10 protein-coding genes are annotated in these 13,081 nt (G+C 71.3%); all 10 read right to left on the bottom strand.

Annotated features, from left to right (window positions below; all coding sequences use genetic code 11):
• Positions 1–20: 20 nt before the first annotated feature.
• On the bottom strand, positions 21–920 hold the full coding sequence (locus tag ACIOC1_RS34500) for an aldo/keto reductase (RefSeq protein ID WP_401858401.1): 900 nt from the start codon (positions 918–920) through the stop codon (positions 21–23).
• Between the two features lie 59 nt (positions 921–979).
• Positions 980–2,194, bottom strand: a complete 1,215-nt coding sequence (locus ACIOC1_RS34495) for an amidohydrolase family protein (RefSeq protein ID WP_401858398.1) — start codon at positions 2,192–2,194, stop codon at positions 980–982.
• Positions 2,195–2,254: 60 nt separating this feature from the next.
• Positions 2,255–3,241, bottom strand: a complete 987-nt coding sequence (locus ACIOC1_RS34490) for a M14 family metallopeptidase (RefSeq protein ID WP_355348433.1) — start codon at positions 3,239–3,241, stop codon at positions 2,255–2,257.
• Positions 3,242–3,342: 101 nt separating this feature from the next.
• A complete protein-coding gene (locus ACIOC1_RS34485; protein WP_355348430.1) occupies positions 3,343–4,122 on the bottom strand; it encodes an IclR family transcriptional regulator in 780 nt (259 codons plus the stop codon).
• Positions 4,123–4,184: 62 nt separating this feature from the next.
• Positions 4,185–5,834, bottom strand: coding sequence for a gamma-glutamyltransferase family protein (locus ACIOC1_RS34480; RefSeq protein ID WP_401858393.1), 1,650 nt, complete (start codon positions 5,832–5,834; stop codon positions 4,185–4,187).
• Entirely contained in the window at positions 5,831–7,426 is a 1,596-nt protein-coding gene (locus ACIOC1_RS34475) for a DUF885 family protein (protein ID WP_401858390.1), read from the bottom strand. The genes ACIOC1_RS34480 and ACIOC1_RS34475 overlap by 4 nt, the downstream gene beginning before the upstream one ends.
• A gap of 88 nt (positions 7,427–7,514) precedes the next feature.
• A complete protein-coding gene (locus tag ACIOC1_RS34470) occupies positions 7,515–9,308 on the bottom strand; it encodes an iron ABC transporter permease (protein ID WP_355348421.1) in 1,794 nt (597 codons plus the stop codon).
• A 133-nt stretch (positions 9,309–9,441) separates the two neighbouring features.
• Complete coding sequence (locus ACIOC1_RS34465; protein WP_355348418.1) at positions 9,442–10,623, bottom strand: substrate-binding domain-containing protein; 1,182 nt, start codon at positions 10,621–10,623, stop codon at positions 9,442–9,444.
• A 99-nt stretch (positions 10,624–10,722) separates the two neighbouring features.
• Positions 10,723–11,799 (bottom strand): ABC transporter ATP-binding protein, encoded by a 1,077-nt coding sequence (locus tag ACIOC1_RS34460; RefSeq protein ID WP_355348415.1) that lies wholly within the window; start codon positions 11,797–11,799, stop codon positions 10,723–10,725.
• 313 nt (positions 11,800–12,112) lie between these two features.
• On the bottom strand, positions 12,113–12,766 hold the full coding sequence (locus tag ACIOC1_RS34455) for an FCD domain-containing protein (RefSeq protein WP_391161793.1): 654 nt from the start codon (positions 12,764–12,766) through the stop codon (positions 12,113–12,115).
• Positions 12,767–13,081: the final 315 nt, after the last annotated feature.

Raw genomic sequence — 13,081 nt, 5'->3', positions numbered from 1 at the left:
CTTTTCGGAACACCTCTTCCCTAGGACGGCACGCGGCTCGCGACCGCCGCGTCCAGTCGGCTCACTTCGTCCTCCCCCAGGTGCAGTTCGGCGGCGCGGGCGGAGTCGAGGATCGTGTCCGGGCGGCGGGCGCCCGGTATGGGGATGAGCGCCGGGCTGGTGGACAACAGCCAGGACAGCGCGGTGCGTTGCGGGCTGGCGTCGTGGGCGCGGCCGATCTCGGTGAAGGCGGCGGTGAGTTCGTCGTCCTTCGTGCCGATGGTGCCCAACGGCCGCCAGGCCAGGAACGCCAGACCGAGTTCCTCCGCGCGGCGCAGTACCGCGCGGTGCTGTACGGCGCTGGGTGAGAACTCGTTCTGCACGGCGACGAGGGCGTCACCCAACAGCTCGTGTGCCTGATCGAGTTCGGCGACGGTGACGTTGGAGACACCGACCGAGGTGACGGTCCCGTCGGCGACCAGCCGGAGCAGCGCCGTCAGCGAGTCGGCGATCGGCACCACCGGGTCGGGGGCGTGCAGGAAGAACAGCTCGATACGGTCCAGGCGGAGCCGGTCGCGGGACGCGGCGGCCGAGCGGACGAGGTGGTCGGGGCTGCTGTCGGTGAGCCACCGCCCGTCGCCCGGTCTGACCCGGCCCGCCTTCGTCACCACCGTGACTCCGGAGGCGTCGCCGTCCCAGCTCTCCAGCGCGTCGGCGATCAGCGTCTCGTTGTGCCCTACTTCGTCGGCACCTGTGTGGTAGGCGGAGGCGGAGTCGATGAGGGTCACTCCGGCGTCGAGCGCGGTGTGGATCGTCGCCGTGGCGCGGGCGCGGTCCGGGCGCCCCTCGATGGACAGCAGCATGCCGCCAAGGCCGACCGGGAAGACCTTCGAACTCCCGCACGCGCGGGTCGGGTTGGTGAGGTGCGGTGGGTGGTGCATACGGCTCCCTGTCTCGTGTGATGGTGCTGCCGCGTGCGGCGCCGGGGCCCTGGCGGCGCCTAGCGGCGTACCGCGAGGCGGCCCCGTGAGAAGACGGCGGCGACCTCGGCCTCCGGGTCCGCCAGCCGCTCGACGTGGACAGCGGGGTTGTGGCGGGTCAGGACGATGTCGGCGCGGGCGCCGGGCGCGAGCACACCGAGTTCACCGGCCGCGCCGAGCAGCCGGGCGCCGGTGGTGGTGGCGCTGCGCAGCACCGCCCAGCCCGGCTGCACCCTGGCCCGCAGCGCGAACTCCCGCGACTGGTGGACGTGCATCGCGCCGAGCAGGTCGGTGCCGAAGGCGATCGGGGCGTCGGCGGCGTGGGCGTGGGCCAGCGCGGTGAGGCCGCTGTCCCGGACGGCCGCGACCTTGGCGGTGCTCGCGGGCGGAAGCCCGTGGAGCGGACCCTCCTGCGCCAGCACCGTGTACGTCACCAGCGTCGGCACGTAGTACGCGTCGTGCTCGGCGAACAGCCGGGCCTCGTCCGGGCCGATCAGATTGCCGTGCTCGATGGTGCGTACGCCCAGGCGCAGCGCGCGGGCCACCGCCTGCGGGGTGTAGGCGTGCCCGGCGCAGTAGACGCCCGCCCGCGCGGCCTCGTCGACCGCCGCGCGGATCTCTTCCTCGCTGTACTGCGGGGTGTCGATCCGGTCGGTGGGGCTGGAGATCCCGCCGGAGAGCATGAGTTTCACGAACGACGCCCCGGACCGTACGCCTTCGCGTACGGCGGTGCGCAGTGCGTCGGGTCCGTCGACGATCCGGCCGATGCCGGGCACGGCCGGATGGTCGTCGGCGTGGTAACGGCCACGGGGGCGCAGGTCGCCGTGGCCCCCGGTCTGCGACAGCGCCTTGCCGCACACGTACAGCCGGGGTCCTGGCGCCAGCCCCTCGTCCAGGGCGTCGGCCAGCCCGGCGTCGGCGCCGCCCGCGTCCCGGACGGTGGTGAAGCCGCGTTCGAGCATCGCGCGCAGTTCCCGTAGCGCGTGGGCGGTGACGTAGCTGGGCGCCATCCCGGTGTCGGCCCACTCGTCGGCGGTCACCGAGGTGACGTGCACGTGGCAGTCGATGAAGCCGGGGACCGCGTACAGGTCGGTGCCGTCCACGTCGCCGGGCGCGAGTGGGTCGGGGGTGTCGGCCGTGACGGCGGTGATCCGGTCTCCTTCCAGGGTGATCCGCCGGTCCCTGAGGATCTGTTCGCTCTCGGGGTCCACCACGTGGACGTGTCTGATGTCCATGCCGGTACGCCGCTCCTCGTCTCCGCTACACCCGTCGCCCGCTGGCTCGCGCCCCCGCGCTCAGGCGCCGAACAGCTCGTCGACGGTGGTCGTGGTGCCGGCGTTGCCGACCATGAAGCCGTAGTCGCCCGGCGCGGTGCGGGAGTAGCCCTCGCGGCTGAGCACCAGGATGTTGGAGTCGTACGGCGCGACGAGCTGTTCCAGCGTCTCGAAGGTGTACGGGTCCACGACCTCGCCCAGCACCGTGCCGCCCTTGATGACCTCGCCGAGCCGGTCAGGGGTGAAGTGGGAGATCATCGTGCCGCCCTTGGTCGGGCGCAGCGTGACGAGTTCGGTCATCACCGTCTGCTGCTCGACGATCGCCTCGGGGGCGCCTTCCAGCATGCCGATGCCCTTGAGCATGTTGCGGCCCTGGCGTACGGCCTTGTCGAGGAAGGCGTCGGTGAGCTGCCCGCCGCCGCCCAGTTCGCAGACGGTCGAGGAGATGCCGTTCTTGATCGCCCACGCGTTGGAGGTGCCCTCGTAGGGCTCGTGGTGGTAGAGCAGCGCGGCGCCGAAGGACGTGGCCATCTCCCGGCCGTCGTCCATGATGTAGGAGTACTCGACCGTGGAGTACAGGCCGCTGGAGTGGAAGTCCACGAAGTAGTCGGCCTGGAGCATGATCTCGGCGAGTACGGCGGCCAGTTGCTCGGTGACCGAGCCGTTGCGGTCGCCGGGGAAAATGCGGTTGAGGTTGAGGCCGTCCTGCGGGGTGAAGCGGGACATCGCCGCGTACGCGTACGGGTTGGCCACCGGTACGGCGACGATCGTGCCCGCCAGTTCCGCGGGGTCGACCGACGAGACGAACCTGCGGATCTCCTCGGGTCCCATGGCCTCGTCGCCGTGGACGCCGCCGAAGGCGACCAGGGTGGGCCCCGGCCGGGCGCCGGTCAGGCGGTGGACGGTGAGCGCGAGGTCGTGCCCGTTGTCCACGCGGGTGACGGGGACGGTCTCGACGGTGTGGCCGGGCTGCGCGGCCGGAGTACCGGTGGCTGTGGTGTCGCTCATCCGCTGTGTCTCCTTGCTGATACGGGTACTGATACGGGGATCGGTGCTCGGGTTCTTGTCGTCGCCGGGGCCGGGGACGGTGTCCCCGGCCCCGGCGGGGGTCACCGCATGTCGCCGATCGCGGACGCCTCCTGGCGCAGCGCGGGAACGGCTCCTTCGGCGAGGTCGAGGGTGAAGCGGGCGGCGGGTCCGCTGATGGAGAGTCCGGCGACCGCGACGCCGTCGGGGCCGACGACGGCGGCGGCCCGGCAGCGCAGGCCCACGCTGTAGGTCTCCTCGTCCACGGCGTAGCCGCGCCGCCTGGCCTCCTCCAGCTCCGGCTGCATCTTCTCCAGCGTGGCCTCGGGGTCCGCCACGTCGGCGCCGCGCAGCAGCGCGAGCTGCCGGGCCCGGGGCAGCCGGGACATGATGGCCTTGCCGAGCGCGGAGTTGTCGGGCGGTATGAACTCGCCGATGCGGTTCACCGCGCGCAGCGGCTGCTCGGACTCGGTGCGGGCGATGATGAACATGCTGTTCCCGACGATGCGTCCGGCGGTCGTGCTCTCGCCGGTGACGCCGGTGAGCAGCCGGGTGGCCTGCTGGAGGCGGTCGTTGCTGTAGAGGTGTTCGCTGACGGCCGCGGCCATGGCGGCGAGCCGTCGGCCGGGCACGAAGCGGTGCGAGGTGGTCTCGTTGAGGAAGCCCCAGGTGACGAGCTGGGCCGTCAGCCGGGACACGGTGGACAGCGGCGCGTCGGCCGCCGCCGCCAGTTCGGTGAGGGTCAGCGGTGCGCCCTCGGCGACCACGGACTGCTCCAGCAAGTTGAGGATGCGCCCCATGTAGCTGGGTGACTTGGTGTTCTCGCTGGGGGCCGGTACGGGGACTTCGGTGTCCTCTGCCATGGGTACGTGCGTCTCCTGTCGTCCCAAGTCGGTTGCTTTGGGCGGCTGTTCGGGCAGGTCGGTCACCATCCCGTGGCCCGTCCCGGGCGCCGCGGGTCGCAGTATCCGTGGCGGTGGCCGTCCGCGTCGACTTCCACCGCGTGGACGGATCCGAAGTGCCAGAAGTAGGGGGTGGTCAGTCGTACGTCGGCGCCGTAGCGGGTGGCGAGCGCGTCGAGCACCCGCGGGTCGACCCGTGCCTCGACGGTGAACGGCTGGTCGGTCTGGACGCCCTGGAAGCGCGGCGCGTCGATCGACTCGGCCAGGTCGAGGCCGTATCCGAGGTGGTTGGCCAGGACGATCGCGGTGGCGCGCGCGGACAGGCCCGGTGACCCGAGGGCCAGGTGCGGGGTTCCGGCGCGGGCGACCATGGTGGGCGGGAAGGGCGACAGGACGCGCCGCCCGTCGCCGTCGCCGGTGCCGGGGAAGCTGTTGCCGCTGTTGACGTGGACGCCGTCCACGACCAGGCCGGTGCCGAAGGTGGTGCCGTAGACGCTGTGGGTGAGCGACGCCATGTTGCCCGCGCCGTCCACCGCCACGACGTGGTCGGTGTTGTGGGTGTGCGGCGCGCCGGGCGGCCAGACCGTACCGCCGCTCGCGGGCGCCGGGTCGCGTCGGGTGCTGCCGCGGATCAGCGCGGCCAGCGACGCCGTGAAGTCGGGCGAGAGGAGTTCGTCCACCGGGACGTCGAAGGAGAGCGGGTCCTTCACGAAGCGCTCGGTGAAGAATTCGGCGAACGCCATGGCGCGTCGGAGCACTTCGAGGGCTTCGGCGTCGCGGGTGTAGTGGCCCAGGGCGGGCAGGTCGAAGTGTTCCAGGATGCCGAGCACGAGGCCGATGAGGACGCCCGCGGACGACGGGGGCGGGGCGCCGACGATCTCGTGGTCCCGGTAGGCGCGCCGCACCGGGCGGCTCGCGCGGGCGGTGTAGTCGTCGAGGTCGCGGGCGGTCACGGTGCCGCCGGTCTCGCGGACCGCGGCCACGAAGCGCGACGCCCACGCGCCGCGGTAGACGTGGTCGGGGCCGTCGGCGGCGATCCGCCGCATCGTCTCGGCCAGTGCCGGGCGGACCAGCCGCTCCCCGACGGGCGGTACGTGGCCGTCGGGCAGGAATTCGGCGCGGCCCGACGGGTGCGCCGCCAACCGGCCCGCAGCGGCCTCGAATGCCTCGCCGTACAGGAAGGAGTACATCGGGAAGCCGGCGGCGGCGACCTCGACGGCGGGTGCGAAGTAGTCGGCCCAGGGGATGCTGCCGTGGCGTTCCATGGCCAGGTGCATGCCCGCGACCGCGCCGGGGACCGCGACGCGGCGGCCGGAGGAGGCGCCGAGGGCGCCGTCCACCGTCACGTAGTGGTCCCAGGTGGCGGAGACCGGCGGGCTGTCGCGGGTGTGGTCGAGTTCGCCGTCGATGTAGTCGTAAGCGCGCCGGGCGGCGTCGTAGTAGAGCACGGACATGCCACCGGCCAGGGTGGTCATCTGCGGTTCGACCACGCCTTGCAGGGGGACGGCCGTGAGCACCGCGTCCATGGCGTTGCCGCCGCGCCGCAGGACGTCGAGCATCGCGTCGGCGACGGCCGGGTGCATGGCGGAGACCATGGCGGTGCCGCCGTGGGCGGAGTCCTTCCGCCCCTGTTCGAGTGCCCGGTCCACGACCGGCCGCTGGCCCGCCGTCATGCCGGTCCGCTCCCCTGGTCCGCCGGTGCGCCAGGACCCGGCTGCGGGAGCGGCGCCGGGCCGATGCCCATCGCGGAGGCCACCAGGCCGACCGGCGGGGAGCCGAAGGCCATCAGCTCACGGTGGAAACGCGGCAGCGTGAAGCCGCTGCCCCACGCGGACTTCGCCTGGTCGCGCAGCCGCCGCATGAGGACCTTGCCCCAGGTGTAGCGGATGTACGTCGGCTCCCACACACCGCGCAGCGCCTCGGCCCGCGCGGCCGGTCCCGCCAGGAACGCCTTGCGTTCGAAGAGGGCGATGGCGTCGTCGAGGGTGAGGGCGCCGGTGTGGATGCCGAGCGCGGCCTGGACGCGGACGACCCGCATCATGGCTTCCTGCGCCATGCCGAACTGGTAGAGGGGGCTGTCGTCCTGGTAGCCCTCCTCCCACATCATCTCCTCGGCGTAGTGCGCCCAGCCCTCGAAGAACAGCTCGGACCAGAGCGTCTTGCGGATCGGCCGGTCGACTTTGCCCATCATCAGGGCGTGGCTACAGTGGCCGGGGCCGATCTCGTGGACGGCCATCACGGCCATCGCGGGCCGGTTGAACCGGGACAGCCAGGCGCGGTGGTCGTCGAGCGACCAGTGCGGCGAGGGTCCGGTCACGTGGAAGAGCGAGTGGCCGCGCGTCTCCCACGGCGCGGTCCAGCTCACCCGGCCCGCGGCCCAACTCCGCGCGGGCGGGCTGGGTTCGATGACGCACGCCTCGTCGACGACGGGCACCAGTTCGCGCTCGCGCACGAAGCGCGCGGCCAGCGCGACCTGGGCCTGGGTGTCGGCGAGGATGCGCGGGAAGTCGCCGTGGTCGGCGCGCACCCGGGCGCTGAGCCGCCGGGTCCTGGCGGCCGGGTCGTCGGCGCCCGCGGGGTCGAGCCGGGCCGCGGCGTCGTCCAGGATGTCGCTCATCCGCGCGTACTCGCTGTCGGCCATGGCGGCCAGTTCGTCCAGGTCCACCGGGACGCGGTCCTCGCAGCCGAGGAGCGCGGTGAGGTCGGCCCTGCCGAGTCCCGCTGCCGGAGCGGCCTCGCGCGCCGCGCGTTCGAGGTGGGCGGTCAGCCGTTCCAGCGCGGCCAGGGCGCGTACGCCGTCCTCGCCGTCGTCGGCGCGGACCTCGGCGGCCATTCCGCGCGCCGCGGGCAGGAACATCCCGGCGACGGAGGACGACAGTTCGTCCAGCGCCTCGATCGCGTTGTCCACGGCGTCCGGCCAGAGCCGCAGGTGGCGGCGCCTGGCCCGCACGCGTACCGCCTCGTCGTCGTAGGGCCGGTCGTACGGCGACAGGTCCAGCGCCTCGATGTGGACCCAGGGGTCCCAGCGGTGCTGACGGATACGGCCGAACCGGGTCCGCATCGCGTTCTCGGTGGCGGCGAGCTGTGCTTCGTCGTGCGCGTCGTCCAGCGCGGGACCGCCCAGCGCGGCCAGCGCCGAGGCCACCCCGGCAGGCGACAGGTCGACGATCGTGCCGTCGTACTCGTCGTGCAGTCCTGAGTATTCGCGCAGGTAGGCGGCGTCCAGGTCGCAGACGTGGCGCAGCCGTGGGAACAGCTCAGCCATCGGGGGTCTCCTTGGTCGTACGAAGGCGGGTGGTGTGCGGGTACGCGGACGCGGGTGCGGCGTGGCCCGATGCGGTGGTGGCGGTCGGTCACAGCTCCAGTCGTCGGCCGCGCTGGACGACACGCAGGAGCAGGGCGCCGAGTCCGACGACGAGCACCGACAGCGCGGTCATGATCGTGGACAGGGCCGCGGGGGTCGGGTCCTGGTAGTTGTTGAGGTAGCCGTACATCCACACCGGCAGGGTCTGCTGGTCGGAGGTGAGCAGGAAGATCGACAGGTCGATCTCGTTGAAGCTGACGAGGAAGGCGAAGACGCCGCTGATGAGCAGGGCGGGCGCGATCTGCGGCAGCGTCGTGCGCAGGAAGGCGCGCAGCGGCGAGGCGCCGAGGTCGATCGCCGCGTAGTCCAGGGTGCGGTCGGCCCGGGTCAGGGCGGCGGACAGCAGCACGATCACAAATGGCACGGTCGCCACGGTGTGGGCGAGGACCACCGCCCACCGCCCGGAGGGCAGACCAGCCCGGGCGAGCAGCATGAACACGGCGAAGCCGAAAGCGATCTTGGGCACCACGACGGGTGAGAAGAGCGCCGACTGCACCACCCCGCTGCCCCGGAAGCGGTAGCGGACCAGGGCGACCGCGCCGGCGGAGCCGAGCAGGACGGCGAGCACCGCGACCAGCGCCCCGATCCACAGGCTGCCGACGAAGGCGTCCATGACGCCGTCCTGGTGGTAGAGGTTGGTGTACCAGCGGGTGGAGAAGCCGGGCGGCGGCCATACCCCGTAGGAGACCGACGACAGCGAGCTGATCACGACGATCGCGGCGGGCACGAGCTGGAAGGCGTACAGCACGGCCATCCATACGCCGAGCCCGCGGATGCCGCGGGGCGGCGAGGGGCTGATGGTGACTCCGCCCTGGTCGGCCTCGGCGAACCGGCGCTGGAGGAGGACGAACGCTCCGGTGGAGACCAGCGCGAGGATCAGCAGCACCAGGGCGCAGACGGAGGCGCCCGGATAGTCCGTGGTGCCGACCAGGGAGTAGATGCTGGTGGACAGGGTCGCGACCCGCCCGCCTCCCAGGAGGCTGGGGGCGGTGAAGCTGGAGATGGTCAGGGCGAAGGTGAGCTGGCATCCGGCGATCAGGCCCGGCGCGCTCAGCGGCAGGGTGATCGAGCGGAAGGTGCGCCAGCGGGAGGCGCCGAAGTCGTCGGCCGCGTCGGCGAGGGTGCCGTCGATCTGCCGGAAGGTGCTGCTGATCGGCAGGACCATCAGCGGCAGCAGGGTGTGCACGAGGGCGATGACGACGGCGCTGCGCTCGTAGAGCAGGTGGACGGGGCCGATGCCGAACAGGCCGAGCGCGGAGTTGAGGAAACCCTCCTGGCCGAGCAGCAGTTGCCAGGCGTAGACGCTGGCGATGCCGGAGAAGACCAGCGAGGAGAAGACCACCGCGTATCCGGCGTTGCGCCAGCCGGTCCGCTTGGTGTGGTGCAGTGCCAGGGCGGTGAGGTAGCCGACGACCGCGGTGATCGCGGTGACCAGCAGACCGACGAGTACGGTCTGCCAGATCACCGACCAGTAGTAGGAGCTGGTGAGGACTTTCGTCCATGTGGCCAGGGTGTTGGTGGTGTTGACGCCACCGGGTTGGTACTTCTGCAGGGAGTACTCGACGAGCGACTCCATGGCGAAGGCGAACACCGCGAGCAGCAGCACGATGCTGGGCGCGAGCAGGAGGAGTGCGGTGCGCCGGTCGCGGCCCTTGCCGGTGAAGGCTTTGGGCTGCGCTCGGCGGGGTCCCGGCTTCTCCGGGGCCGGGCGCTCCGCCGTGGCCGTCGCCGCCCCGCTCACCGGGGCGGCTTCTCGTATGCCGCCTGGAGGGTTGTCCGCCATCGTGCAGGTCCTTCCGGTCGTGGGGTGGACGTCGTCGGGGCTGAGCCGTGAGAACTGGGCTGTCGGAACCGGTCCGTGAGCGCTGAGCCGTAAGAACTGGAAGCGTCGGAACTGAGTCGTACGAACGGGGCCGTCAGATCTTGGAGACGACTTCCTCGTTCCACCGCGCGGTCCAGGCGGCCATGTTCTTGCCGACGGTGTCCCAGTCGACGTCCACGAACTTCTGGTCGGCGCCGGCGGCGATGGCCGGGATGGCCTGGAGCTTCGGGGTCAGCTTCGAGGTGCTGGAGGCGGGGATCTCGACCGAGGTGTCCACCCAGCGCTGGTTCCACTTGGGCTGGAGCATCTCGTTGACGATGTCGTAGCAGACCTCGAGCTGGTCGTCGGAGGAACCGGAGTTGATGTTGACGCCGACCGGGTCGAAGAAGGCGCCCTCGGTGGGGCGGCTGAAGCCCAGCGGCGCGCCCTGGGCGTGCCAGGCCGTCGAGGTGCCCAGGTAGTGCGAGGTCAGCGGGGCCTCGCTGGTGGAGAGCACGTTGAGGAACTGGGGGTTGGCCGTCACGATCGTGCGGATGTTCTTGGCGTGCTCGATCCACAGCTTGAAGCCGGGGTCCATGTTGTCCCAGCCGCCGCCGTTGAGCTTGGCGGCCATGCCGATGGCCCACCAGGGGATGGTGAAGAAACAGAGCTTTCCGCGCTGGTCGGGCGACCACAGGTCGGTCCAGGACGCGAAGCCCTTGGGGTAGGTCTTGGTGTTGTAGACCAGCCCCATCTGGTCGGCGCCGAACACCACACCGCAGTGGTCGCGCTCGACGAACTGGGCGTGCAGTTGCGAGGTGTTGGGGATCTTGCTGTAGTCCAGCTTGAGGTACATACCGGTGGCCTTGCCGGTGGCCGTCGCGCCGCCGTTGGAGAAAACCAGGTTGTTCAGCGGCTTGTGCGGGTTCGCCTGGTAGGCGGCGGTCTGCTTGGCGAGGTTGAGCGTGTCGTCGATCTTGATCTGCACGTTGGGGTGCTTGTCCTGGTACTCCTTGGCGAACTCCCTGGGCATGAGGCCGAGATCGGCGCCCGCGAAGGGGGTCATGGTGATGGTGAGCTTCTTGCCCGCGCCCTTGCCCGCGCCCGAACTCGCCGACGTGCCGGGCTGCTTGTTCGAGGCGCAGGCGGCCAGGAACAGTCCGGCCGCCACCGCGCCGCCGCCGGTCAGCAGCGAGCGCCGCGACACCGGGGTACGGCCGGTGCCTTCCCCTGCGGGCGACGCGGCTCCGGCCGCCGCCGCCTTGTCCCCGTTCGATCTGCCCGTGTTGCTGTGCATGGTCTCTCCCTGGGTGGTCACAGCACTTCTGGTGGTGGGCCCGCGCTCGGCCGGGACTGTCGCGCGGACAGGCCCGGTGGCCCGTCGCGCGGACGAGTCCTAGGAGTCGGCGCCGAGCATGACGGCGGCGTCGGACGGCCAGCCGATCTCGACCTCGTCCCCCGTGGCGATCCCCCGTGCGTCCTTGGCGGGGAGTTGTACGACCAGTTCCTGCCTGGAGTCGGCGACGGCCACCTGGAAGCGGATGCTGGCTCCCTGGAAGGTCAGGTCCGTGACGCGGGCGGTGAAGCGGTTGTCGAAGTCGCTGGTCAGCCGGGGCCGCATGGCGATGGCCTCGGGCCGGACCGACAGCGCCGTGCCGGGCCCCGGCGTGCGGCAGGTGAAGCCGTCCGCGCGCAGCACCCGGTCGGCGACGGCGCCGCGGATGATGTTGGTGTCGCCGAGGAACGTGGCGACGAATTCGGTGGCGGGGCGGTCGTAGAGCTCGTCGGGCCGCCCGACCTGCTCGACACGGCCCTGGTTCATCAGGGCGATCCGGTCGGAGATGGTGAACGCCTCGGTCTGGTCGTGGGTGACGAAGACGAAGGTGGTCCCTGACTCCTGCTGGATCTGCTTCAGGGCGCGCTGCATCTGCACCCGCAGCCGCAGGTCCAGCGCGCCCAGGGGTTCGTCGAGCAGCAGTACGGCGGGCTTGTTGGCCAGGGCGCGGGCGATCGCCACCCGCTGCTGCTGGCCGCCGGACAACTGGGCGGGCTTGCGGTTGGCGTAACCCGCGAGGTCGACCAGGTCCAGCATGTCGGTGACGGTCGACCGGATCTCCGCCCGTGACTGGCGGCGTATCTTCGGACCGAAAGCGATGTTTTCGGCCACGGTGAGGTGCGGGAAGAGCGCCAGTCTCTGGAAGATCAGGTTGGTCGGCCGCTTGTTGGGCGGCACTCCGGTCATGTCCTTGCCCGCGATGGCGACGGTGCCTTCCGTGGGCTGTTCGAGACCGGCGAGTATCCGCAGTGTGGTGGACTTGCCGCATCCCGACGGTCCCAGGAGCGAGAAGAACTCGCCTCGCCTGACACCGAGGTTCATGCTGGTCACCGCGGTCTCGCCGCCGGGGTAGGTCTTGCTGACATTGGTCAATCGGGCGTCGAGGGCCGACGGATCGTCCGGGTTCACAGCGTTCACCTGAACTTCCATTCATTGGAACTTGGCTTCCACTGGGGTGAGCAGGACGCTAAGTGAGCGACAAGGGTGCGGTCAACGGTCGATCACGAAGTTCTTGAATCGGCGACGACGCACAGGGCACCGTTCAAGCCATCCGACCGGGCTCGCGAGCGGGTCGGGAAATCGTCGTCCGGGCGCTCAACGCCCGCCCGCCACCTGCGAGTTGACTCCCCCGGGCCGCACGGGGCCGAGCCCGCGCGGAGCGCCGCCGGGCGGGGAGAAAATTTCGTCCGATCCGCCCGGTAAAACCTGTGTTACGCGGACGGAAGGGACGTCAGCGCGCCGCCCAGAGCCCCCGGACATGCCCGATGTGCCGGTGCATCATCAGCTCGGCGCCCACCGCGTCGCCGTACTCCACGAAGTCCGTGAGCTGGTGGTGCTCCATCGCCGACTCGACGAGGCTGCCGTCGGCGAGCAGCGGCGCGAGGCCCAGCAGCCGGGTCCGCGCGCGCAGACCCGCGACGACGTTCACCAGGTGCCGGTTGCCGGTGTAGCCCAGCAGCGTGAGGTGGAAGATCCGGTCGGCCTCGACGTATCCGACCAGGTCACCGGCGCGCGCGGCGACGACGATGTGCTCGGCGAGCGTGCGCAGCAGGGGCAGGTCGGCGGCGGGGACCAGCGGGACGACGGCGCGTACGGCGGGCGGTTCGATCAGCAGGCGGACGGCGGTGATCTGGTCCAGGTCCTGGTCGGAGACCTCGGTGATCCGGAAGCCCTTGTTGGGCTGGGCCACCGCGAGCCCTTCCTTGACCAGGTCGAGCATGGCCTCCCGCACCGGGGTGGAGGACACGCCGAAGCGCGCCGCCAGGCTGGGAGCGGAGTAGACCGCGCCCGGGATCAGGTCCCCGGAGACCACGGCGGCGCGCAGTTCGTTGCGCACCCGGTCCCGCTGGGTCTCCCGGCCGTCGACGCTCTGCCCACCGCTCACGTGCCCCGCCCTTCGGCTCTCCCGCGCCCCGCCGCTCGGCCGGCGCATCGCCTGTCCGAGGTCAGGATGACAGCCGGGCGGGGTACGGCGGCGACAGGGCGGAGGGTCAATGAGGTTTCATTGTGCGGCGCAATGATATCCACGGACGCGCGAGCCGGGAACGAAAGGGGCAAAGGCGCACGTCCTCGCGCTGTTCGCTCGAAGATCCGTCGGGGTCTGGCGTCAGTGCCATTGCACAGCTACTGTGACAGCGCAGCGCCCACGGTCCCGGCGGCCGGTCCGTAGCCCGTTGCGCACCACCGATCCGGGCTCCCG

The sequence above is a fragment of the Streptomyces sp. NPDC088197 genome, assembly GCF_044741185.1.
Lineage (GTDB): Bacteria > Actinomycetota > Actinomycetes > Streptomycetales > Streptomycetaceae > Actinacidiphila.
Note: the sequence above shows the minus strand (reverse complement) of the source record. Positions and strands in the feature narration are given on the sequence as shown.